This window comes from Massilia sp. ZL223 (assembly GCF_018119395.1).
GTDB lineage: Bacteria > Pseudomonadota > Gammaproteobacteria > Burkholderiales > Burkholderiaceae_D > Telluria.
The window spans coordinates 33,683-57,669 of the sequence record NZ_JAGPWD010000013.1; the positions used below are offsets into that span (position 1 = coordinate 33,683).

A 23,987-nucleotide genomic window follows, 5' to 3' on the forward strand; every position below is an offset into this window, starting at 1 on the left:
AATGCGAAATGAAAGACCCCACGCGCCGCCGCGCGGCGAATGGGGTCTCGACCTGATTACATCGCGTAGTAGGCGTTGTACGGGCCCGGCTTCTTCAGAGGATCCGATTCATTCGGGTCGCTCGTCGGATAGCCTTCAACCACCACGCCGCCGGAGATAAAGTGGATTTCTTGCTCGTTCAGATCGATCATTTCAAACCTCATTAAGTTGAATTGTTCGCTGCCCTGTTGAACGAAGTTCAGCAGTGAAAGCGAAATGACTATAACAATTCGATTTTATTGGCGCAATAAGAATAGCGCCGATAAACGGCAGTCCCTTCATTTAATTCCGTCGGCATATCGATGCGTGATAATCCGTGGAATTCCATTCGTTCTTCCTGTTTTATCCGGTCGAATGTAATTACGAAATACGCAGAATATTCAATTAAATAGCCAATCTCTGTTTCATTTGCGCGCCAACCTGTAGTCGATGCCCGCGACACCCGGGCTCGTCCTCCGTTCCCTTTAGCTCGTCGCCAGGCGGAGCTGTCAAGACAACACGCGCGCTTCCGCCTTTTTGTTATATTTATGCAACAAACATTGCCAAAAAGAGAAAAAATTATTTTCCTTGCATAAAGTTGCTGCCAGAATCTGCGCCATATGTACACGTACATATAAAACAGCAACATCAAACCTATAAAGAGGACGGAAAAGTGAAGAAGAAGTTGGTAGTCAAACAGAGCGTCATTGCAGTCGCGCTGGCCATCGGCAGCACGCACGTCGTGGCGCAAACCGGCGCCCAGGAAGCGCCGGCGAACAACATGCAACGTGTGGTCGTGACCGGTTCGAACATCAAGCGCATCGACGGCGAGACCGCATCCCCGGTCACCGTGCTGCGCCGTGAAGACATCAAGGCCTCGGGCGCCAATACGGTGCGCCAGGTGCTCGATACGTTGACCGCGTTCGACACCGGCACCCTGCGCGACGACGGCAGCGCCAGCAGCTTCGCCCGGGGCGCATCCGGCGCCTCGATGCGCGGCCTGGGCAAGGCCGCCACCCTGGTGCTGGTCAACGGCCGCCGCGTCTCGAACTACGCGTTCGCCGACGGCGGCAAGGAAGTCTTCGTCAACGTCGATTCGATCCCGGCCGACGCCGTCGAGCGCGTCGAAGTGCTGAAGGACGGCGCCTCGGCGATCTACGGTTCCGACGCGATGGCCGGCGTGATCAACATCATCACCCGCAACACCTTCGAAGGCGTGCGCGCCAGCGCCAGCGTCGAGCGCAACCAGAGCCACGACTTCGGCGGCCAGGACACCGCCGCCATCCTGGGCGGCATGGGCAACCTCGAGCGCGACGGCTACAACGTCTTCGCCAACCTCGAAGCCTACAAGCGCCGCGGCTACATGCAGTCGGACGTGATCGGCGACTACGCCCCGTGGCACCGCCAGTACGTGAGCCCGGCCTTCGGCGATCCGAGCCTGTTCTCCTTCCCGGGCAACCTGAACGAGCCGAAATCGGCGACCAACCCGACCGCGATCCGCCAGGCCGTGGCTTCCTGCCCGGCCACCCAGCGCAACGCCACCGGCCTGTGCACCAGCGACCTGACCGGCATCACCCCGTGGTCGGACCCGGCCAAGCGCCTGAACTTCTTCAGCCAGGCGCGCTTCAAGCTGGGCGCCGACCTGCGCGGCTTCGCCGAAGCGTCCTACTCGCGCACCGAGACGACCTACCGTTCGCTGCCTTACGCCAACTCGGCCGGCTCGCCGTCCAACTGGTTCGACGGCAACACCAAGACCTCGCAGTCGGTGCCGAAGCCCAAGCTGGCGGTCGGCAACCCGGCCAACCCGTTCAACGTCCCGGTCGGCATCGACTACCGCTTCATGGACGACCTGGACATGTGGGTCAGCCCGTCCGAAGCCAACCAGTTCCGCCTGATGGCCGGCCTGCAGGGCAGCCTGGCCAACGGCTGGGAATGGGAAGCGGCCGCCGGCCGGATCGGCGCCGACGCCAAGTCGCGCGACCACGGCGCCCACCGCACCGCGATGCCGAACGCCGTCACCAGCGGCGAATACAAGATCGGCGGCCCGAACAGCCCCGAGCTGCTGGCCCGCATGTTCCCGGAAATCGGCACCGACGCCGACCTGTCGCAGGACTTCATCGACGCCAAGCTGACCGGCGAACTGATGGCCCTGGGCGGCGGTCCGCTGTCCTTCGCCTTCGGCGGCGAAGTGCGCCGCGAAAGCATGTACGTGCGCTCGACCGACAACGTGGTCAATGCCGAGATCATCAGCCGCGGTTCGCTGTGGATCGACGGCGAGCGCACCATGAGCGCCATCTACGGCGAGCTGCAGGCGCCGCTGACCAAAAAGCTGCAGCTGGACGGGGCCCTGCGCCTCGACAAGAGCCAGGGCTTCGACGCCCACGTGTCGCCGAAGCTGGGCCTGCGCTACACCGTCGTGCCGCAGCTGCTGGTGCGCGGCACCTTCGCGGGCGGCTTCCGTACGCCGAACATCCCCGAGACCCTGGGCAAGGTCGGCCTGACCGGCTTCTTCAACAGCACCCTGGATCCGAAGCGCTGCGACACCGCCACCAAGATCCGCGACATCCTGAAGAACGGCAACGCCACCGACAAGAACGACGCCACCACCGCCTACAACTCGGGCTGCCTGACCTCGATCCCGGCGATGATCTCGGCCAACCGCGACCTGAAGCCGGAAACCTCGCGCAGCGCCACCCTGGGCTTCGTGTTCGAGCCGACCAAGAACCTCAACATCAGCCTCGACTACTTCCAGATCGAGCGCCGCGACGAGATCGCCTACCGCGCCGTGTCCTACGTGCTGGCGCGCGAAGACCAGCCGGAGTACTCGTCCCTGATCGTGCGTAATGCGGTCAGCGACACCGACCGCCGCCTGGCCGATCGCGCTAACCAGCTGAGCCCGGGTGCCAACCTGGCCTTCCCAGTCGGCAACATCCAGTCGCTGCTGCTGAACTACGAGAACTTCGGCAAGACCGAAGTCAAGGGCATCGACGTCGACTTCGCGTCGCGCCATAACCTGGGCGCCATCGGCACCCTGAACTTCAGCCTGATGAACACCATCGCGCTCAGCACCCGCACCTGGGACGTCAGCGCAGGCACCTATCGTCCGAACACGGTCGGCCTGCGCGGCACACCGCGCCTGAGCTCGCTGTTCAGCGCCGTCTGGAGGAAGGGCGACTTCACCACCGCGCTGCGTGTGAACCGCACCTCGAAGACCGCCCTGAACTTCGACGAGACCGATGTCGCGACCTGGAATGAAGCGGGCTGCAAGGCGCGCATCAAGCCGACCGACGACCTGCCGTGCTACCGCAAGTCCGACATGCGCGCCGACCTGAACGTCGCCTATACGGGAATCAAGGACCTGCGCCTGTCGCTGAACATCCGCAACCTGTTCCTGGAGTCGGCTCCGGTCGACCTGCGCGGTGGCTATGCCCTGCGTCCGCGCTCGGTGAAGCTGTCGGCGGAATACCTGTTCTAAGCCGTACTGCGCTGCAAACAAAAACGCCAGCCCCGCGGGGCTGGCGTTTTTTTTGGTCGCGGACGGTTAGCGATCCTGGCTGCCGGAAGTCAGGATCTCATAGCCGTTGGCCGTCACCGCCACCATGTGCTCCCACTGGGCCGACAGCGAGCCGTCGCTGGTCACCACGGTCCAGCCGTCCTCGAGCTGGTCGACGTCGGCGCCGCCGATGTTGATCATCGGTTCGACGGTGAAGGTCATGCCTTCCTTGAGCAGCAAGCCGGTATTCGGGCGCCCGTAGTGCAGCACCTGCGGCTCTTCGTGGTAGACGCGGCCGATGCCGTGGCCGCAGTAGTCGCGCACCACCGAATAGCCGGCGGCTTCGGCCAGCTTCTGGATGGCGTGGCCGACGTCGCCCAGGCGGGCGCCGGGGCGCACCGCGCGGATCCCGGCCATCATCGCCTTGTAGGTGGTCTCGACCAGGCGCTGCGCCTCGGGGCGCGGTGCGCCGGCATAGTACATGCGGCTGGTGTCGCCGTGCCAGCCGTCCTTGATCACGGTGACGTCGATGTTGACGATGTCGCCATCCCCGAGCACGTCCTTCTCGCTCGGGATACCGTGGCAGACCACGCCGTTGATCGAGGTGCACAGGGTCTTGGGGAAACCGTGGTAGCCGACGTTGGCCGGGGTGGCCTTCTGCACCTTGCGGATGTATTCGTTGCAGCGGCGGTCGAGTTCCTCGGTGCTGACGCCGGGAACCACGTATTCGCCGATCATCTCGAGCACTTCGGAGGCCAGGCGGCCGGCGACGCGCATTTTCGCGATGTCCTTGTCGTTCTTGAGTTTGATTGCCATGGGCTGTTGGGGGAGGGCGCGCAAAACGCTCATCATACCGCGCCGCCGGAAAAGCAGCGGCGCCAAAAAAAGAAAACGCCCCGAAGGGCGTTTTCTGGTGTGCACCGGAACCGGGCAGGCGAGCCTGCCCGGTACGCGGATTACAGCTTGAAGCGCACACCGACGTAGAAGCGGCGGCCGATGGCGTCGTAGGTGCCGGCATCGGTTTCGGCGCCGGTGGTGTTGCCCGGCAGGCCGCTGATGATCGGCGGAGCCTTGGTGTCGAACACGTTGTCCAGACCGAAGTACAGCTCGGTCGACTTGCGCAGGGCGTAGGTCAGCTGCAGGTCGGTATAGGTACGCGAACCGACGCCCAGCGACTTGGCCGGCAGGTCGAACTGCGACAGGAACTGGTCGTCCAGGTAGGACTTGCCGATGTAGCTGAAGGTGGTCTGCAGGTTGAACGGACCCACCTGGTAGCCGACGTTCAGCGATGCCTTGTGTTTGGCGGCGCCGATTTCGCCTGCGCCTTCGTCGAGATCAGCATCCGGCAGCGGACGGTTCCACAGGGTGCGGACGTAGGTGTAGGCCAGGCGGCTGTTCAGGCGGCCAGGACCGACGCGGTCGTTCCAGGCTGCGGTCAGGTCGACGCCTTCGGTACCCAGGCCACCGCTGTTGCTGACGGCGGTGTCGATGAACTCCAGCGAGCCGGCGCTGTTGGCGCCGACAGCCGCCGGACGGCGGGTGATGAAGTCGCAGAACGACTGGTCGCCGCCACCGTAGCAGTTACGCAGGGCGTACTGGCGGTCGGTACCCACGATCGCATCCGAGATGTCGATCTTGAAGTAGTCGGCGGTGAAGGTCAGGCGGTTCAGGGCAGCGATCGAGCGCGGGGTCCAGACGACGCCGACGGTGGTCGAGCGGCCTTTTTCTTCGCGCAGGTTCGGGTTGCCGCGGTTGTAGCCGCTGATGCCCTGGATGTCCGACTGGTTCAGGGTGAACGCGCCGTTGGCGTTGATGTTGGCCATCACGCCAGGTGCAGCGCGGCAAGCCGCGTCATACACGCCGGTCGAGGTGGCGGTCACGCCCACGCACGGATCCTGGATGCCGGTCGGGAAGTCCTGGCTCGGCGCCTGGAACAGTTCGTTGATGTTCGGAGCACGGGTCGACAGTGCGCGGGTTGCACGCAGCTTGACGTCCGAGATCGGGCTCCATTCGAAGCCGGCGTTCCAGCCGTTGGTGCGACCGACGGTCGAGTAGTCGCCCGCACGGAACGCGCCCAGCAGGGTCAGCGACTTGGCGAACGGTGCATCCTTCAGCACCGGCACGCGGGTTTCGAGGAAGATTTCCTTGACGCTGAATGCGCCTTCGGTTTCCGGGATCGCGTTGCCGGCGTTCAGGCCAGCCTGGGTCAGTGCGTCAGGCGTCGCGCGCGACTCTTCCTTGCGCCATTCGAAGCCGGTTGCGAACGACACCGCGCCTGCCGGCAGGGTGAACACGTCGCCCGACAGCGAGCCGCCCACCAGTTTCTGGGTGGTGGTGGTTTCCAGCGAACCCGGGGCGGCGATGTAGCGGACCGCTTCAGGGCTCAGGGTGTTGGCGCCGAAGATGTTCGCCGGGACGCAACCCTGGGCGCGCGCGTTGGCGTCGCGGCAGATCGCGTCGGTGACGCTGCCGTTGCCGTTCAGGTCGTCGACGTCGGCGATGGTTTCCAGCGCGTTGCGGAAGTTCAGGACGTTGACCTGGCCGGTCGAGCTCTGGGCTTCCTTGGTCGAGCCGTAGGCGCCATAAACTTCATAGTTGAACTTGTCGAACACCAGGCCCTTCACACCAGTGGCGATGCGGAAGGTGTCGCGTTCGGCGCGGCTGGTGCGGTTGCCGAAGTCCGACATGCGGCGCGTGAAGTAGAAATCGCGCAGGCCGTCGCCGTCGGTGTCGGTGGCGCGGTCGTACAGGTATTGCGGAATGACCGCGTTACGCACGATGCTGTTGCCGATTTGGAATTCGGTCGGAACCTGGCCGCCGGTGGACGGGTAGATGTCTTCAGCGCCCAGTGGGTACGGCTCGATATTGGTCGAGACGCGGGTCGATGCGTAGTTGCCTTCGAAGAAAGCCGAGTGGTTCTCGCTCAGCTGCAGCTCGCCGGTCATCGCGGTCAGGAAACGCTCGGTCGGGATGGCGATGGCGCGATATTGGGAGCGGTTGAAGCCGGTCGCGCTCAGCGTGGCGCTGCCGTTGGTGCTGAACGGGCGCGGGTTGCCGGCGGCGTCGTAAGTGTAGTTGGCGCCGACATCCGGGTCGCCGTAGAAGAAGCGGCCTTGCGGTGCGAAGCTCGAGAAGAACGGACGCTGCGCGACGAAGGCGTCGGCGGCTTCGCCGGTCACGCCGGCCATGCGCGAGAACTGGTCGACCGCGGCGAAGCTGCGGTCGCGCGACATCACCGCACCCTGGCGCGAGTAGCCGATGTGGCCCATGATGTGTGCGCTGCCGTCGTCGTTGCTGGTGCCGAAGGTCGCCGAGATCTTGCGCTTCTGGTCGTCGCCCTGTTCGTAGGTTTCGCCCATCTGCGCGTCCAGCAGGACGCCCTTGAAGTTGCGCTTGGTGATGATGTTGACCACGCCGGCAACCGCGTCCGAGCCGTAGGTCGCCGAGGCGCCGCCGGTCAGCAGTTCGACGCGCTCGATGAAGTCGGTCGGGATGGTGTTCAGGTCGACTGCGGACTCGCCCGGGATGCCGGCGACGAAGCGGCGGCCGTTCAGCAGCACCAGGGTGCGCGAGGTGCCCAGGTTACGCAGGTCGATGGTGGCCACGCCGGCGCTGGAGGTCGAGAAGTTCGAGTTGGTACGGCTGACGGCCGGGGTACCCATGGTCGGGTTCTGCAGCAGCAGTTCCTGCAGGTTGGTAGCGCCCGAAGCGGCGATGTCCGCAGCGCTCAGCACTTGCAGAGGAGAAGGGGACTCGGCGCCAGGTGCTGCAATGCGCGAACCGGTCACCGTCACGACTGCCGGTGCGCTGGCAGGCGCCGGTGCGGTCTGTGCGTAGGCGGCTTGCATGCCGAGAGTCACACCGCCCAGGCAGATCAGCCGGATCGAGCGGGACAGGATAGTTTCCATCATCTTTTAAATACTCCAAGGAAGGATAATCACAGCTGGGTTCAGGCAGCCATGTCCACCATTCAGGTGGGTTGAGGTACAGCCAACCTTGCATTCTTCATAAAGGATGTACGAGTGTCAATTGAACGTGCGAAATGCATACGACCTGTTGTAAATTTGTGTATTGACGGTGCCGGAGGTTGACACAAGTCACTCAAGCAATACATACCAAAGCTGCTCTACCCGCTGCGGGTAGCCGTCCACCAGGGCCGGTTCGACGCGCGCCTTGCCGTCGCCCTGCAGGCGCACCTGGTGCTGGAGCCGGCGCATGGCGCGGTAGGCGTCCGCGACCTGGGTGCCGAGCTCGGCGTCGATCAGGCCCAGTTCGCCGCATAGGCGCAGAAGGGCGATGTTGCCGGCGTTTGCCGTCAGTTGCGGCCACGCGCAGGCGTGGCGCAGCACCAGGTACTGGACGATGAATTCGATGTCGATCATCCCGCCCGGATCGTGCTTGAGGTCGAACAGTTCGCTGCGGTTGACGTTGGCGTCGCGCATGCGGCGGCGCATGTCCGTCACCTCGCGTTTCAGCTCGGTCTCGCGGCCGCTGCGGTCCTTGCGCAATACCTGCTCGCGGATGGCCTCGAAACGCGCGCCGATGGCGGCGTCGCCGGCGCAGAAGCGGGCGCGGGTCAGGGCCTGGTGCTCCCACAGCCAGGCCGAACTGTCCTGGTAGCGCTCGAAGGCCGCTACCGAGGACACCAGCATGCCGCTGGCGCCGTCCGGGCGCAGGGCGATGTCGACGTCGAACAGGATGCCGGCGGCCGTGTGGGCCGTCATCCAGGTGATGAAGCGCTGGGCCAGCTTGGCGTAGTTGGACGGCGCCATGTCGTCCTCGTCGTCGTACAGGAAGATCACGTCGAGGTCGGACACATAGCCCAGCTCCTTGCCGCCCAGCTTGCCGTAGGCGATGACGGCGAAGCGCGGCTCTTCGCGGTGGCGGCTGGCGACCGCGCGCCAGGCGTGCTTGATGGCGGCGCCGACGATGGTGTCGGCCAGGGCCGACAAGTGGTCGGCCAGGCGCTCGACCGAGAGTTCGCCGGCCAGGTCCAGGGCCAGCAGGCGGAACAGCTGGGCGTGGTGGCTTTCGCGCAGGATGTCGAGCTGGCGCTCGGTGTCGCCCTGCGCCTCGTTGAGCTGCTGGTCGAGGGTGGCGGCCAGCTGGGGCAGCTCGTCCGCCCCGTTGTTGCGGTCGTCGAGCAGCTCGTCGAGCAGGATCGGGTGCTGGGTCAGGAAGGTCGCGGCCCAGCCGCTGGCGTTGATCATGCGGATCACGCGCTCGAGCGTGTGCGGGTATTCGGTCAGCAGCGACAGGTAGGCCGAGCGCCGCGCGATCGCCTCGAAGAAGTCGAGCAGGCGGCCCAGGGTGGCGGCATGGCTGCCGATGCCGGCCTCGCGCACCACGGTGGCGATCTGGGGCAGGGCCGCGTCCAGCAGGGTCAGCAGTCGCAGGCGGCTGGCGTCCGGCAGGCTGGCCAGGCGCGGGCCCTGCAGGGTGGCCACCACGCGCGCGGCGCCGCCCTCGGGATCGTCGAAGCCCAGCTGGGCCAGGCGGGCGCCCAGCGCTTCGCGGTTTTCCGGATCGTCCGCCAGCGCCGGCGCGTCCGGGTCGGCGCCCTCGCTCTTGTCGGCGAAGATGGCGTCGAACTGGGCGGCGACGAAGGCGCGCTGCTCTTCCATGCGCGCCAGCAGGGCGGCTTCGTCCGCCAGGCCCATCATGCGCGCGACGATCAGGCGGTCGGCTTCGTTGGCGGGCAGGGTGTGGGTCTGGGCGTCTTCCAGGTATTGCAGCCGGTGCTCCAGGTTGCGCAGGAAGGTGTAGGCCTGCAGCAGCTGCTCGACCGTCTCCGGCGGCAGCAGCTCGCGCTCGGCCAGCAGGCGCAGGGTCGCGCGGGTGGAGCGTTCGCGCAGGGCCGGGTCGCGCCCGCCGCGGATCAGCTGGAACACCTGGGCTAGGAATTCGATCTCGCGGATCCCGCCGCGGCCCAGCTTGACGTTGTGGCTGCGCTCGGGATGCAGGCGCTCCTGGCGCTTGACCTCGGCGCGGATCTGGGCGTGCATGTTGCGGATCGCGTCGATCACGCCGAAGTCGAGGTAGCGGCGGAACACGAAGGGGCGCACGATCGCGTCCAGCGCCGCGATGTCCTCGGCCTCGCCGGTGACGGCACGCGCCTTGACCCAGGCATAGCGTTCCCATTCGCGCCCCTGGACGATCAGGTATTCCTCGACCATGGCCAGGCTGGCCGCCAGCGGACCGGACTTGCCGTTCGGGCGCAGCGCCATGTCGACCCGGAAGGTGAAGCCGTCCTCGATCACTTCGGACAGGGCGGCGATCAGTCGGCGCCCCAGGCGCACGAAGAATTCGTGGTTCGAGAGCTGGCGCTGGCCGGGGCCGGCGGCGGTCTCGCCGTCCTCGGGGTAGACGAAGATCAGGTCGATGTCCGAAGAGACATTCAGTTCTCCGCCGCCCTGCTTGCCCATGGCCAGCACCATCATGCGCTGGGGTCGGCCGGATTCCTCGCCCATCGGGACGCCATGGGCGGCCTCGAGTTCGGCGCGCAGGAGCTCGGCGTGGGTCTGGATCGCGAAGTCGGCGAAGGCCGTCATGGCCGTCACCACCTCGTGCAGGTCGGCCTGTCCGGCCAGGTCGCGCTCGATGATGGCGGCGACGAGCAGGTTGCGCACCCGGCGCATGGCGCGTTCCGGCGGCAGGCCGGCGGCCAGCTCGTGTTCCAGCAAGGCGCGGAAATCGGCCTGGGCCAGCGATAATCGGGTCAGCTCGGCGAGTTGGGCGGCCCGGGTGGGGGCGGCATCGAGCCAGCGTTGGTAAAAGCGCGACGCGCACGCCGGGGAAGCAGGGTTCATTCAGTGTATCCGTGAAAGTGTTGCGTTCCGGCAGGCGGTGCTATGCGGTAGAATTGCCCGCCATGCTGCCCGGGGTCAGCATGATGGTAAGGTAGACGCCGCGACTGTTGCAAGCGATGTTGTTGATAAAGAATTAATTCGGGAGGCCGGCTCGTGCGCCGGGCTTCCCTAACGGCGAGCCTTGAGTTGAGCACTTTGATGGACAACCAGGAACCGCAGGCCGCGCCTGCGCACCTGCCGCTTGCCGTGCGCTGGCGGCGGCTGCGCGCCGCCTATCGGGTGGCGAACCTGGCCTCGCACCATGTGCTCGGCTTTACCATCAAGCTCATCCTGCTCGTCTATTTCTCGCTTGCCGTGCTGTTCCTGGTGCTGCGCTACGCGGTGCTGCCGAATATCGATATGTACAAGGGCGATATCGAGCGCGCCGCCAGCCGCGCGCTGGGCGGGCAGGTCACCATCGCCGCCATCGACGCTTCCTGGAAGGGATTGCGTCCCGCGCTCTCGCTGCAGGACGTGCGCCTGCACGACCGCGCCGGACGCCAGGCGCTGGCGCTGCCGGGCGTTTCGGCGGTCCTGTCCTGGTGGACCGTGGCCGCCCTCGAGCCGCGCCTGGAGCAGCTCGAGATCCGCAACCCGCGGCTGAGCGTGCGCCGCGGGCCGGACGGCGTGATCGAAGTGGCCGGCGTGCGCCTCGACCCGAAGAGCGAGGACAAGGGCGGCGCCGACTGGCTGTTCCGCCAGCGCGAGATCGTGATCCGCGGCGGACAGGTGGACTGGACCGACGAGCTGCGCGGGCGCGAGACCCTGCGCCTGAGCGGCGTCACCTTCGCCTTGCTGAACCGCTGGGGAACCCACCACGCCGCCCTGCGCGCCACGCCGCCGCGCGCGCTCGGCAGTCCGGTCGAGCTGCGCGCCCAGTTCCGCCACCGTTTCGGCGCCCGTCCCTCCGACATTTACCGCTGGAAAGGCGAACTCTACGCCGAGCTGCGCGACGCCGACCTGGCCGCCTGGAAGCGCCATATCGACTATCCGGTCCAGCTGACCCAGGGGCGCGGCTCGCTGCGCGCCTGGCTTAGCGTCGACCAGGCGCGCCTGGCCGGCTTCACCGCCGACCTGGCCCTGGCCGACGTCGCCGCGCGCCTGGGCAAGGACGCCGCCCCGCTGGCGCTGGCGCGCCTGAGCGGCCGCCTGTCGGCACGCGAGGAAATGATTGCAGGTAAGGACGACGGCAAGCCCACCTTCGGCGCCCACGGCCACACGCTCAGCCTGGAAAACCTGGCGGTGGTCACCCGCGACGGCCGCGCGCTGCCGCCGGCCACCCTGAAAGAAACCTGGCGCCCGGCGCGCGCCGGCCGCCCCGAACAGGGCGAGCTCACCGCGCGCCACCTGGACCTGGGCGCGCTGGCGGTGCTGGCGCAGTCGATGCCGATCACCCCGCTGCAGCGCCAGCTGCTGGCCGACTACGCGCCGCGCGGCCGCCTGGTCGACGTCACCGCCGAGTGGACCGGGCGCTTCCCGCAGGTGAGCGGCTACCGCATCCGCGGCGAAGTCGAGGGCCTGGCTGTGAACCCGCAGCCGGCGCGCCCGGCCCAGCCCGCCCGTCCGGGGATTGCCGCGGTGCCGGCGCGCGCGGCGATGCCCGGCTTCGACAACCTGAGCGGCAGCATCGACGCCACCGAGCGCGGCGGTTCGGTGGACCTCGATTCCAGCCGGCTGGCGCTGCGCATGCCGGCCTGGTTCGCCGAGCCGGCCATGGACTTCGACCGCCTGCTGCTCAAGGCGCGCTGGAACTACGAGCCGGCGCGCCAGCTGCTGCTCGAGGTCGAGAACTTCGAATTCCACCAGGGAGCGCTGAACGCGAAGCTCTCGGGCCGCCACCTGCTGCCGCTCGAGCCGGGCCACGGCCCCGGCAATGCCGATTTCATCGGCAAGCTGGACGGCTTCGAGATCGGCCAGGTGGGACGCTTCCTGCCGCTGGCCACGCCCGAGAACCTGCGGCACTGGCTGATCGGCGCGCTGCAGGGCGGGCGCCTGCGCGACACCAGCCTGCGCCTGCGCGGCGACCTGGCCGAGTTCCCGTTCCGCGCCGGCAGCCTGGCCGAGCGGGCGCGCGGTGAGTTCCGCGTCGCCGGCCGCCTGGAAAACGCGCGCCTGGAATACGCGCCCGGCCACCGCCACCCGGACGGCGCCCCGCAGTGGCCGCTGGCCGAGCAGATCAACGGCCACATCGAGTTCGACCGCGCGCGCATGGAGATCCGCGGCGACACCCTGCGCACCCTGGGGGTGGCGCTGTCGAACGTCAAGGCCGTGATCCCGGACCTGGGCGCGCACGAGCAATTGACGCTGGAAATCGACGGCAACGCCGCCGGACCGATGCAGGAATTCCTGCGCTACGTATCGGTCACGCCGGTGCTGGAATGGATCGGCCACTTCACCGAGGAAACCCGCGCCAGTGGTAACGCGCGGCTTAGCCTGAAGCTGCGCATGCCGCTGCACCACCTGCCGGACACCAAGGTCCAGGGCAGCCTGCAACTGCTGGGCAATGACGTCAGCCTGTTCCCGGAACTGCCGCCGCTGCAGGCGGCGCTGGGCCGGATCGAATTCTTCGAGCGCGGCGTCAACCTGAACGGCGTCGGCGCGAGCTTCCTGGGCGGGCCGCTGAGCCTGGCGGGCGGCACCCAGCGCGACGGCAGCATCGCGATCCGCCTGGGCGGCACCCTGTCGGCCGAGGGCATGCGCCGCACCGCGCCGATGCCGGAGCTGGCGCGCCTGGGCCAGCGCCTGTCGGGCAGCACGCGCTACATGGGCCTGGTGACGGTGAAGGAAGGCCGGCGCACGGTCACGCTCGACTCCAGCCTGGCCGGGCTGGGCCTGGAACTGCCGGCCCCGCTCAACAAGCCGCAGGGCGACATCCTGCCGCTGCACTTTACCCTGGCCGGCGAGCCCGGCGTGAACGGGCAGGGCCGCGACGAGATCCGGGTCAGCCTGGGCCAGAACCTGGCGGCGCGCTACCTGCGCGAAAAGCAGGGACGCGGTCCCTGGATCGTGACCCGCGGCGGCATCGGCGTCAACCTGCCGGCGCCGGAGCCGGACAGCGGCCTGATGCTCAACGTGAACATGAAGGCCCTCAACATCGACCAGTGGATCGCGGCCGGGCGCGCGATCGCCGGCGAGGATGGGCCGGCCGGCGGCACGCCTGCCGGGAGCGGCGGCGTGGCCCAGTATGTGCTGCCCTCGGTCATGAGCGGCAGGGTGGGCGAGGTGACGCTCGGCGAGCGCAGGCTGGCCGAGGTGGTGGCCGGCGTCACCCACCAGCGCGACACCTGGCAGGCCAGCATCCATTCGCGCCAGGCGGTCGGCTACGTGACCTGGGCCGACGCCTCCAGCGGCGTGGGCAAGGTGACCGCGCGCCTGGCCTCGCTCGTGATCCCGCCCTCGGCCGAGGCCGAGGTCAAGGACCTGCTCGAATCGCACCGCGGCGCCAGCGCCACCATTCCTTCGCTCGACATCGTGGCCGAGCATTTCGAGCTGTTCGACAAGCGTCTGGGCCGGCTGGAACTGCACGCCAGCAACGTGCAAGCCCTGGCCGGGCGCGAATGGCGCATCGACCGCCTGGCGCTGGACAACCCGGACGGCCAGCTCAAGGCCGCCGGCCGCTGGCTGACCAAGGACGGCAAGAGCAATACCAGCCTCAACTTCTCGCTCGACATCCTCGACGCCGGCCGCCTGCTGGACCGCCTGGGTTTCCCCGAAACCCTGCGCCGCGGCAAAGGCAAGATGTCGGGCGATATTTCCTGGGCCGGGCTGCCGTACGCGATGGACATTCCCAGCCTGTCGGGCCAGATCGAGATGAATGTCGAGTCGGGCCAGTTCCTCAAGCAGGATCCGGGCGCGGCCAAGCTGCTGGGCGTGCTCAGCCTGCAGGCCTTGCCGCGCCTGCTCAAGCTCGATTTCCACGACGTGTTCTCGGAAGGCCTGGCCTTCGACGGCATCAGCGCCAACGCCATGATCCAGCGCGGCGTGCTGCGCACCGACAACCTCAAGATGCATGGCGTGGCCGCCACCGTGCTGATGGACGGCACCGCCGACATCGCCCACGAGACGACCAACCTGCGCGTGGTCGTGATCCCGGAATTCAACCTCGGCACTGGTCCGCTGGTCTATGGCCTGGCGGTGAACCCGGTGATCGGCCTGGGCGGCTTCCTGGCCCAGCTGTTCCTGCGGGCGCCGGTGATGAAGGCGCTCACTTACCAGATGCAGGTCACGGGACCGTGGAAGTCCCCGACCATTACCAAGCTCGACAACCCGCCGCCGGCCGCGGCCGCCGCTGCCGCCGCATCGGCCGCCGCCGCGCGCGCCAACGCGAAAAAGGAATGAGATGACGACCGTAGCCGCAGTCCAGATGGTTTCCACTCCGCAGGTCAGCGACAACCTGGCCACCGTCCGCCGCCTGGTGGGCGAGGCCGCCGCCAGGGGCGCCGGCCTGGTGGCCCTGCCGGAATACTGGCCGATCATGGGCATGAGCGACGCCGACAAGGTGGCGCATGCCGAGCAGCCGGGCAGCGGACCGATCCAGGACTGCATGGCGGCGCTGGCGCGCGAGCACGGCGTCTGGCTGATCGGCGGCACCCTGCCGCTGGTGTCGAAGGAAGACGGCAAGGTGCTCAACACCACCCTGGTCTACGACCCGCAGGGGCAGGCCGTGAGCCGCTACGACAAGATCCACCTGTTCGGCTTCAACAAGGGCAGCGAATCCTACGACGAGGCGCGCACCATCGTGCCGGGCGAGACCATCGGCAGCTTCGAGGCGCCTTTCGGGCGGGTCGGCCTGTCGATCTGCTACGACCTGCGCTTCCCGGAACTGTTCCGCGCGATGGGCGAGTGCGCCCTGATCGTGGTGCCGGCAGCCTTCACCCACACCACCGGCCGCGCGCACTGGGAAGTCCTGCTGCGCGCCCGCGCGATCGAGAACCAGTGCTATGTGCTGGCGGCGGCCCAGGGCGGCCTGCACGAGAACGGCCGCCGCACCTTCGGCCATAGCATGCTGATCGACCCCTGGGGCGAAGTGAAGGCGGTGCTGCCGGAAGGCGAGGGCGTGGTCTGCGGCGAGCTGAATCCGGCCTTCCTGGCCGGGGTGCGCGAGAGCCTGCCGGCGCTGCGGCACCGGAAGATGTAAGGGCGGGGAAGGGCGGCGCCTAAGGACGCGCCGCCCCACAGCTGCGCTCGGCGAGGTAGGGCTTGTCCTGGCTCTCCGAGGCCAGCTGGGCCGAGCGCGACAGGATGCGCACGCCGGGGGCGATGGCCGCCCGGTCGATCGCTTCCTGGGCGGCGGCCAGCTCGCTCCTGCCGGCGCCGTCGGTGTAGAGAAGCTCGAACCGTACAACGCCTTCAAAAGTCATGGATTGCAAGTCGGCCACATTGGGCAGCTTGAGGAGCAGCTTTTCGAGAGGCGCAGTGACCCTGTTCACGATGCTGGCCGCAGCCTTCTCATCCACGCACACTTCGACGACCACCACCTGGGCGGGCGCAGGCGTGGCATGGGCTGGTGCGGCGCTGCAGAGCAGGGCGGCGGCAAGCGGGACTACCTGTTTCAAGCGCATCGCAACTCCTTGGAGGTTTTCTACGATATTGCCATCGAGGAAAGCCGGTGGCAATGCGGCCTGGATGAAGTGACGCCAGGCTTGCGCCGGACCCCCGTGCGGTGCGCGCGGCAGCCTGACTTGCGTCCGGTACGACGGGCCCGGATATGGCACAATGCCCATTCCACAAGAGAGACCGAACGCAAAATGACTCCATTCGAACCGAACCTTTCCTCCATCGCCGTCGCCCGCGACGTGCTGTTGACGCCTTTCGGCCTCGACGAGGGCAAGTTGCTGCGCGCGCTGGGTACGATGTTCACGCACAAGGTCGACTACGCCGACCTGTATTTCCAGTTCACCAAGAGCGAGGGCTGGAGCCTGGAAGAGGGCATCGTCAAGACCGGCAGCTTCTCGATCGACCAGGGTGTCGGCGTGCGCGCCATCTCGGGCGACAAGACCGCCTTTTCCTATTCCGACGAGATTTCCGAGCGCGCGCTGCTGGACGCGGCCAGCGCCACCCGCACCATCGCGCGCGCCGGCGCGGGCCGGGTGAAGGTCGCGGGCGCGGCGCGCCCGACCGGCGGCCGCTCGCTCTACCTGCCGCACGATCCGCTGGCTTCCCTCGACGCCACCGAAAAGGTGCGCCTGCTCGAGCGCGTCGAGAAGATGGCGCGCGCCAAGGACCCGCGCGTGGTCCAGGTGATGGCCGGCCTGGCCGCCGAATACGACGTGGTGCTGGTGGTGCGCAGCGACGGCGTGCTGGCCGCGGACATCCGCCCGCTGGTGCGCGTCTCGCTGACCGTGATCGCCGAGCAGAACGGCCGCCGCGAAGTCGGTTCCTCGGGCGGCGGCGGACGCTACGACTACGGCTACTTCACCGACGACATCCTCGACTTCTACGCGACTGAAGCGGTCAAGTCGGCCTGCGTCAACCTGGAGGCGCGCCCGGCCCCGGCCGGTCCGATGACCATTGTGCTGGGACCGGGCTGGCCCGGCGTGCTGCTGCACGAGGCGGTCGGCCACGGCCTGGAAGGCGACTTCAACCGCAAGGGCTCGTCCTCCTACGCCGGCATGATCGGCCAGCGCGTGGCGGCCAAGGGCGTCACCGTGGTCGACGACGGCACCATCAAGGACCGCCGCGGCTCGCTGAACATGGACGACGAGGGCAACCCGACCCAGTGCACCACCCTGATCGAGGACGGCATCCTGAAGGGCTATATCCAGGACACCATGAACGCACGCCTGATGAAGATGCCGGTCACCGGCAACGCGCGCCGCGAGTCCTTTGCCCACCTGCCGATGCCGCGCATGACCAACACCTACATGCTGGCCGGCGACAAGGACCCGCAAGAGATCCTGGAATCGGTCAAGAACGGCCTGTATGCGGTCAATTTCGGTGGCGGCCAGGTCGACATCACCAACGGCAAGTTCGTGTTCTCGGCCAGCGAAGCCTACATGATCGAGAACGGCAAGATCAGCTATCCGGTCAAGGGCGCAACCCTGATCGGCAATGGCCCGGACGTGATGAACCGCATCTCCATGATCGGCAACGACATGAAGCTCGATACCGGCGTCGGCGTGTGCGGCAAGGAAGGCCAGAGCGTGCCGGTGGGCGTCGGCCAGCCGACCCTGCGCATCGACGGCGTGACGGTGGGCGGCACCGCCTGATCCACGGCCGCGCCATCCCCAACGCCCGGTTGTCGCCGGGCGTTGTCGTTTCTAGGGCAATGCGCCGCGGCGCCGGCCATCAGAAGCTGACTTTCGCCCCCAGGGTGAAGAAGCGCCCGATCGCCCCGTAGTAGTCGAGCGGGTTGTAGGAGGTGGCGCCATAGGTCAGCGGGTCGAGCGGCGGCAGCTTGTCGAACACGTTCTGGATCGAGCCGAACACTTCCCAGCGCGGCTGCGGCTTCCAGCGCAGCACCAGGCCCACCGTGGTGAACGAGGCCAGTTCGCAATTCGTCGGCGCATCGTTGCCGTGGGCGGAATGGCTGGCGCAACCGTCGGGGTTGTCCTTGAACAGGGTTCAAGCAGTTTGCCGGGAATTTGGCTACAGCTGCACGGTCTCAAGGAATATGAAAACATACGTCTCCATCGAAACCGTTTCAATTCGCGCCGGCACGCAGTCCAGCGCCGTTGTACGGACGACGGCCGGCCGCAGCACGGCAGCGGCCAGGTGCGGTAGCAGGCTGCGCCACCGGGAGGCGCCGTGCTCATAGCGCATCGCATTCGGCTCGATCCCAACAATGTCCAGGCGACGTATCTCTCTCGGGCGGCCGGCGTGGCGCGCTTCGCCTACAACTGGGCTTTAGACGAGTGGGGCAAACAGTACGAAGCCTGCAAGGCCGATCCATCGCTGCCCAAGCCGTCCGAAGCGGCGCTGCGGCGCCAGCTCAATGCCATCAAGCGCGAACAATTTCCCTGGATGTTGGAAGTAACCAAGAATGCGCCCCAGATGGCGATCATGCAGCTGGGCCGCGCCTTCGACAATTTTTTCAACAAGCGCGCCCGCTATCCGACCTTCCGCCGTAAAGGGCGCGATGACCGGTTTACATTGAGCAACGATCAGTTCCGGGTCGAGGACAAGCGGATCCGCATCCCGAAGCTGGGCTGGGTCCGCATGTGCGAAGCCCTGCGTTTTACCGGCCGGATCGTATCGGCCACGGTCTGCCGCGTCGCCGATCACTGGTACGCCAGCATCACCGTCGACACTCATGAACTGTCCCTGCCGCCAGCCGAAAACCAAGGCGCGGTCGGGGTGGATTTCGGAGTCTCGACGCTGGCAACCCTGTCGACCGGGGAGAAATTCGAAGGACCGAAGGCATTGCACGCCTTGCTGCCGCGCCTGCGCCGCCTGTCGCGCAGCCTGTCATGCAAGGTGAAGGGTTCGCGCAACCGGGCGAAGGAGAAGCTGAAACTGGCGCGCCTGCACGCACGGATCGGCAACATTCGACGCGACAGCCTGCATCAACTGAGCACGAGCATTACGCGCCGCTTCCACACGATCGGAATCGAGGACCTGAACGTCAAGGGCATGCTGGCCAATGGCTGCCTGGCCCGGGCGATCTCGGACATGGGTTTCCACGAGCTGCGCCGCCAGATGGAATACAAGGCGGCGTGGCGCGGCGGCCGGGTGGTGGTGGCGGACCGCTGGTACCCGAGCAGCAAGCTGTGCTCCGGCTGTGGCTATCGAATGGAAGCGCTAAACCTGGCGATCCGCCACTGGGCCTGCCCGGGATGCGGGACGGCGCACGAGCGCGACGTCAATGCCGCCGTGAACTTGAGAAGTCACGCGGTGAGTTCCACCGTGTCTGCCTGCGGAGGGGAAGGCTCTGGCCCAGCGCGCGAGCGGGGCGAAATCGGCCCCTGTGAAGTAGGAATCCGGCAGCAAAGTTAACTATGGATAGCTATGCGCAAGTCCGGAAGAACGGTCTCAGTCATGGATCGGACTGCAGGTAGTTGGCATGGTCCCGGCCGCGCGCTCGCTGTGGCTTTGAGGCGCATCAATTGCTAACGCTCTATTTCTTGATCTAGTGAGCCTGCGCACGGCGGCCGGGCTGGGAGCGACTTTTGCATCGGCAGCCGGAAGAGCGCTGATCTGTCTCAAGGGGCCGGTCGGGAGGGGAAGAGGGTGTCGGCTTGTCGCCACTAATTGTTGTCTGTACAAGCGTGAATCAGCCGATAAAAGGCTTGCCAATCTTCACAGCTTGTTGTTATAGTCAGACGAACAACCGGACCTCGTATGCGCCAGAACGTCTTCTTTACCTGCTACTTTTACTTTAGCGATTCCAGCCCGATGGCGGTGGAGTAGCGGCAGGTTCACGCGACAACGAACAAGTCCCAGCAAATCCAGACAAACCGCCAGCGATGGCGGTTTTTTCATTTTCAGCCCAGACATCACGAAACGGAGTACAGCATGCCTCGCACCGACGACTTACGCATCCGCGAAATGAAGGAACTGACGCCGCCCTCGCACCTGATCCGCGAGTTCCCGGTGAGCCCTCAGGCCGAGCAGACCGCCGCGGACGCGCGCGTGGCGCTGCACCGCATCCTGCACGGCCAGGACGACCGCCTGATGGTGGTGGTCGGCCCGTGTTCGATCCACGATCCGAAGGCCGCGCTCGAGTATGCGCGCCGCCTGGTGGAGCAGCGCCGCCGCTTCGCGGGCGAACTCGAGATCGTGATGCGCGTGTATTTCGAGAAGCCGCGCACCACGGTCGGCTGGAAGGGCATGATCAACGATCCGTACATGGACAACAGTTTCCGCATCAACGACGGCCTGCGCATGGCGCGCGAGCTGCTGCGCGACGTCAACGAGATGGGCCTGCCCGCCGGCACCGAGTTCCTGGACGTGATCAGCCCGCAGTACATCGCCGACCTGATTTCCTGGGGCGCGATCGGCGCCCGCACCACCGAGTCGCAGGTGCACCGCGAGCTGGCGTCGGGACTGTCCTGTCCGGTCGGCTTCAAGAACGGCACCGACGGCAACATCAAGATCGCCGCCGACGCCATCAAGGCGGCTTCGCAGCCCCACCACTTCCTGTCGGTGACCAAGGGCGGCCACTCGGCGATCGTCTCGACCTCGGGCAACGAGGACTGCCACATCATCCTGCGCGGCGGCAAGGCGCCGAACTACGACGCGGCCAGCGTGGAGGACGCCTGCAGGCAGCTGGCGGCCAACGGCCTGGCCGGGCGCCTGATGATCGACGCCTCGCATGCCAACAGCAGCAAGAATCCGCAGAACCAGGTGCCGGTGTGCGCCGACATCGGCAAGCAGATCGCGGCCGGCGACGACCGCATCGTGGGCGTGATGATCGAGTCGCACCTGGTGGGCGGCAGGCAGGACCTGGTGCCGGGCCAGGAGCTGACCTACGGCCAGTCGGTGACCGACGGCTGCATCGACTGGGACACCAGCGTCGGCGTGCTGGAAGGGCTGGCGCAGGCGGTGCGCCAGCGCCGGGTGCGGCAGGAATAAGGCCGGCACTGCGCGGCGGCCTTCGCCGGGATGAAGTTCATGAAGTACGTTTGAAAATAGGCGCTGTCCTTAGTTCACGCTCCTCTAGCACGTCATCCCGGCGAAGGCCGGGATCCAAGTTTGTCCGCGTCGACATGGCTTCACAATCAGACACCGAATGAAAAACGGCGCACCGAAGTGCGCCGTTTTGTTTTTGCAGCCTTGACGAGGCTCAGAACTTCGCGGTCAGGTTGAGGAACACGCGGCGTCCGAGGGCGTCATACACCTGCGGGAAGGTATTGCCGTTGCCGAAGGTCGAGGAAGTCACGGCGCCCACCGGCGGGTCCTTGTCGAGCAGGTTGTTGATGCCCGCGCGCAGGGCCAGCCACTTGGTCGCCTGCCAGCTGGCGGCGAGGTCCAGGTAGTTCTGGCGGCCGAAGGTGGCGTCGCCCGTCTCGAAGTTGCCCTTGAGCTGAGGGTCGCTGCTGGTCGAGGACAGTTTCACCTCGTCGATGAAGCGCCAGGTCAGGGCCAGGTCCATGCGCCACGGCGAGGACCAGGTCACGCGCAGCTTGTGGCGCCATTCCGGCAGCGGGGTGCCGCAGCTCGGCCCGAACAGGCCGGCGCAGTCGTAGGCGCCCTTGCCCGGCGCGTCTTCCTGCAGGAACTCCTTGAGCCAGGTGCCGGTCATCGCGAAGTCCAGCGAGCCGAGGCCGCTGCCGAGGTTCTGGCGGAAGTTGGCCGCCACGTCCAGGCCCGAGGTCTTGCGCATGCCCAGGTTCTGGTTGTTGGCGATGATGCGCGCCGTCGTCTCCATCCACAGCGAGCCCTGGCTGTCGCGCTGGATCAGCGAGCAGGCGGCCGGATTGCCGGTTTCCAGGCAGTCGTTCAGGGTGGTCGTCGCCGGCAGGGCCGAGATCACGTCTTCCACCTTCATGTTGAAGTAGTCGAGGGTGAGCGACAGGTTGCGCATCGGGGTCAGCACCAGGCCCACGGTGTAGGTCTTGGCGGTTTCCGGCTTCAGGTCGGCGTTGCCGCCGAACAGGGCGTTGTACTGGCCGGCCGCGTTGTCGCGGATATTGCCGTACTGGGCGGCGGTCACGCCGGTGCGGGCGCATTGCTCCAGGGTCGCGCTCGGGGTGGCGCCGGCGCACGGATCTTCGTCGTTGTCGTACAGGCCCAGGCCGACCGGGGTGAACATCTCGACCACGTTGGCGGCGCGCACCGCCCTTTGGTACGAGGCGCGCACCTTGGCCAGCGACATCGGCGCCCATTCGAGGCCCAGGCCGTAGGAATTGGTCTTGTAGCCGGTGTTGTAGTCCGAACGGCGGTAGGAGGCGTTCAGCGACAGGTCGTCCGCGAACGGCTTCTTCGACAGCAGCGGGATGCGTGCTTCGGCGAAGTAGTCCTTCACGCTGTACTCGCCGCCCACGTTCTGGGTCGGACCGCCCTGGCCGGCCAGGTCGCCGGTGGCGAAGGCGGTGTCGACGGTGCGCTCCAGTTTCTCGGTGCGGTGCTCGAAGCCGAAGTTGACGCCGATGCCTTCCTCGGTGCCCGGCATGGTCCAGCCGTAGTCCGAGAGGTTGGTGCCGACGTTGGCGCCGATCACGCTCTGGCTGGTGTAGCCTTTCTGGAAGCCCGGGGTCTGCAGGTACTCGAGCATCTGCGGGGTCACCTTGCCCAGCGCCCAGATGTTGTAGGGGACGCAGCCCGCCAGGCCGCTGCGGCACACCGGCGCCCCGCTGGCGTCGGCCACCACGTCGAGGGCGGCCTGCAGGCGGGTGTTGGAGAAGTCGTTCAGGTAGTTTTCCTGGAACAGCACCTTGCCCATCTGGCCGAACACGTCGTAGTTCCAGTTGCCGATGTCGCCCTTGAGGCCGACCACGCCGCGGAAGGAGGTGTGGCGCAGGTTGTCCTGGCGGCCGCCGCCTTCGACGTTGCGGCGCAGGATGAACACGTCGGCCGTGTCGCCCGGCGCGTTCAGGCCGAGCGCGCTGCGCCAGGCGCTCGACAGGAAGGGGTTCTCGAAGCTCACCGGCACGGTCAGGCCGAAGATGCCGGACGGGGCGATCTGGGCCACGGTGTGGTCGTCGTGGAAGCTGGCCTCGGTGTAGAGCCGGGTGTTGTCGTTGATGTTGTAGTGCGCGAAGGCGTTGAAGCCGTAGCGCTCCGACGGGCGCTGGAAATAGTTCAGCGGACCGTAGTTGTACAGGTCGGCCGGGTCGGCGAAGGGACGCACGCCGCCGTTGGCGTCGGCCACGGTCAGGTCGCCGCCGTCGGTCACGAACAGGCCCGGGAAGGAGGTGTAGGAGCCGCCGCAGTTGAAGGTATTGCCCTCGGTGCCGCCCAGCGCGCAGGCCGAGTAGTCGCGTTCCGATTGCAGCAGCGCGTCTTCCTTCTTGTAGTTGAAGAAGACCGTCACGTTGCCGCGGTTGTCGGCGAAGTTACCGCCCAACAGCAGGTTGGCGTCGCTGATCTTGCCGTCGGCGCCTTTGTCGCCCGGCAGCGGGTAATTGCTGCGGCGCGTCGCATCGGCCACGCGCCCGTTGTTTTGCTGATGGTTGTAGAAGCTGTGGTTCAGTTCGATCTGGGCGCCCTGGAACTTGTCGTTCATGATGAAGTTCACCACGCCTGCCACGGCGTCGGAGCCGTACACGGCCGATGCGCCGCCGGTGAGCACCTCGACGCGCTTGATCAGCGGCGCCGGAATCTGGTTCAGGTCGGCCGCGGTATTCGACGGGCTGCCAGCCGGCAGGCGGCGGCCGTTGACCAGCACCAGGGTGCGGTCGGCGCCGAAGTTACGCAGGTTCACCGTCGCGGTGCCGCTCGAGCCGTTGGAAATCGTGCCGCCCTGGTCGGCGAACACCTGGGGCAGGTTGTTCAGCAGGTTCTCGACGGAGCGCACGCCGTCCATCTTGATTTCCTGGGCGCTGACCACGGTCACCGGGCTGGTGCCTTCCAGGTTGGCCATCGGAATGCGCGAACCGGTGACTTCGACGCGCTGCAGCTGGCCCTCGGCCGGCGCCTGCGGCGCTTCCTGCGCATAGGCAGAGGCGGCGACCGCCATGCCACTTGCGAACATCAAACGTACTGAACGAGATAAAACTGTTTCAACCATCATGTGAGTTTCCCAGTTA

The 23,987-nt window shown here is 66.7% G+C and carries 13 protein-coding genes; 6 read left to right on the forward strand and 7 right to left on the reverse strand.

Annotation, left to right across the window (positions count from 1 at the left end):
• Window positions 1-56: 56 nt before the first annotated feature.
• On the reverse strand, window positions 57-191 hold the full coding sequence (locus tag KBW95_RS24735; protein ID WP_267875458.1) for a hypothetical protein: 135 nt from the start codon (window positions 189-191) through the stop codon (window positions 57-59).
• A 500-nt stretch (window positions 192-691) separates the two neighbouring features.
• On the opposite strand from KBW95_RS24735, the gene KBW95_RS10585 reads away from it, so the two are divergent.
• The gene (locus tag KBW95_RS10585) at window positions 692-3,493 is read left to right on the forward strand and encodes a TonB-dependent receptor domain-containing protein (RefSeq protein WP_211528218.1); all 2,802 of its coding nucleotides are present in this window, start codon (window positions 692-694) and stop codon (window positions 3,491-3,493) included.
• Between the two features lie 66 nt (window positions 3,494-3,559).
• Here KBW95_RS10585 and map read toward each other — a convergent pair whose 3' ends face one another.
• From map to glnE, 3 genes are all read right to left on the reverse strand, one after another.
• Window positions 3,560-4,327 (reverse strand): type I methionyl aminopeptidase, encoded by a 768-nt coding sequence (gene map / locus KBW95_RS10590; RefSeq protein WP_211528219.1) that lies wholly within the window; start codon window positions 4,325-4,327, stop codon window positions 3,560-3,562.
• A gap of 140 nt (window positions 4,328-4,467) precedes the next feature.
• Entirely contained in the window at window positions 4,468-7,422 is a 2,955-nt protein-coding gene (locus KBW95_RS10595) for a TonB-dependent receptor domain-containing protein (RefSeq protein WP_211526060.1), read from the reverse strand.
• 186 nt (window positions 7,423-7,608) lie between these two features.
• Window positions 7,609-10,320: a bifunctional [glutamate--ammonia ligase]-adenylyl-L-tyrosine phosphorylase/[glutamate--ammonia-ligase] adenylyltransferase gene (gene glnE, locus KBW95_RS10600; RefSeq protein WP_211528220.1), complete on the reverse strand. Its 2,712-nt coding sequence runs from the start codon at window positions 10,318-10,320 to the stop codon at window positions 7,609-7,611.
• Window positions 10,321-10,518: 198 nt separating this feature from the next.
• Between glnE and KBW95_RS10605 the strand changes: the two genes are divergently transcribed.
• The gene (locus KBW95_RS10605) at window positions 10,519-14,697 is read left to right on the forward strand and encodes a YhdP family protein (RefSeq protein ID WP_211528221.1); all 4,179 of its coding nucleotides are present in this window, start codon (window positions 10,519-10,521) and stop codon (window positions 14,695-14,697) included.
• A gap of 1 nt (window position 14,698) precedes the next feature.
• Complete coding sequence (locus KBW95_RS10610) at window positions 14,699-15,496, forward strand: carbon-nitrogen hydrolase family protein (protein WP_211528222.1); 798 nt, start codon at window positions 14,699-14,701, stop codon at window positions 15,494-15,496.
• 19 nt (window positions 15,497-15,515) lie between these two features.
• On the opposite strand, the gene KBW95_RS10615 is transcribed toward KBW95_RS10610, so the two are convergent.
• Window positions 15,516-15,920, reverse strand: a complete 405-nt coding sequence (locus KBW95_RS10615) for a hypothetical protein (protein ID WP_211528223.1) — start codon at window positions 15,918-15,920, stop codon at window positions 15,516-15,518.
• A gap of 186 nt (window positions 15,921-16,106) precedes the next feature.
• Here KBW95_RS10615 and tldD point away from each other — a divergent pair, with 186 nt between their 5' ends.
• Entirely contained in the window at window positions 16,107-17,567 is a 1,461-nt protein-coding gene (gene tldD, locus KBW95_RS10620; protein ID WP_211526065.1) for a metalloprotease TldD, read from the forward strand.
• Window positions 17,568-17,646: 79 nt separating this feature from the next.
• On the opposite strand, the gene KBW95_RS24865 is transcribed toward tldD, so the two are convergent.
• Window positions 17,647-17,820 carry a hypothetical protein gene (locus KBW95_RS24865; RefSeq protein ID WP_373888785.1) on the reverse strand — a complete coding sequence of 58 codons (174 nt, stop codon included), beginning with the start codon at window positions 17,818-17,820 and terminating at the stop codon, window positions 17,647-17,649.
• Between the two features lie 285 nt (window positions 17,821-18,105).
• Here KBW95_RS24865 and KBW95_RS10630 point away from each other — a divergent pair, with 285 nt between their 5' ends.
• Complete coding sequence (locus tag KBW95_RS10630; RefSeq protein WP_211528224.1) at window positions 18,106-19,293, forward strand: RNA-guided endonuclease TnpB family protein; 1,188 nt, start codon at window positions 18,106-18,108, stop codon at window positions 19,291-19,293.
• A gap of 519 nt (window positions 19,294-19,812) precedes the next feature.
• Entirely contained in the window at window positions 19,813-20,871 is a 1,059-nt protein-coding gene (gene aroG / locus KBW95_RS10635) for a 3-deoxy-7-phosphoheptulonate synthase AroG (RefSeq protein ID WP_211526067.1), read from the forward strand.
• Between the two features lie 211 nt (window positions 20,872-21,082).
• On the opposite strand, the gene KBW95_RS10640 is transcribed toward aroG, so the two are convergent.
• Window positions 21,083-23,917: a TonB-dependent receptor domain-containing protein gene (locus tag KBW95_RS10640; protein ID WP_229429675.1), complete on the reverse strand. Its 2,835-nt coding sequence runs from the start codon at window positions 23,915-23,917 to the stop codon at window positions 21,083-21,085.
• Window positions 23,918-23,987: the final 70 nt, after the last annotated feature.

What these genes read in the sequence shown, in the direction of transcription:
- KBW95_RS10595 (WP_211526060.1), bottom strand. Translation starts at nt 7,422, where the DNA reads ATGATGGAAACTATCCTGTCCCGCTCGATCCGGCTGATCTGCCTGGGC.
- KBW95_RS24735 (WP_267875458.1), bottom strand. Translation starts at nt 191, where the DNA reads ATGATCGATCTGAACGAGCAAGAAATCCACTTTATCTCCGGCGGCGTG.
- KBW95_RS10615 (WP_211528223.1), bottom strand. Translation starts at nt 15,920, where the DNA reads ATGCGCTTGAAACAGGTAGTCCCGCTTGCCGCCGCCCTGCTCTGCAGC.
- tldD (WP_211526065.1), top strand. Translation starts at nt 16,107, where the DNA reads ATGACTCCATTCGAACCGAACCTTTCCTCCATCGCCGTCGCCCGCGAC.
- glnE (WP_211528220.1), bottom strand. Translation starts at nt 10,320, where the DNA reads ATGAACCCTGCTTCCCCGGCGTGCGCGTCGCGCTTTTACCAACGCTGG.
- KBW95_RS10605 (WP_211528221.1), top strand. Translation starts at nt 10,519, where the DNA reads ATGGACAACCAGGAACCGCAGGCCGCGCCTGCGCACCTGCCGCTTGCC.
- map (WP_211528219.1), bottom strand. Translation starts at nt 4,327, where the DNA reads ATGGCAATCAAACTCAAGAACGACAAGGACATCGCGAAAATGCGCGTC.
- aroG (WP_211526067.1), top strand. Translation starts at nt 19,813, where the DNA reads ATGCCTCGCACCGACGACTTACGCATCCGCGAAATGAAGGAACTGACG.
- KBW95_RS10640 (WP_229429675.1), bottom strand. Translation starts at nt 23,917, where the DNA reads ATGGCGGTCGCCGCCTCTGCCTATGCGCAGGAAGCGCCGCAGGCGCCG.
- KBW95_RS10610 (WP_211528222.1), top strand. Translation starts at nt 14,699, where the DNA reads ATGACGACCGTAGCCGCAGTCCAGATGGTTTCCACTCCGCAGGTCAGC.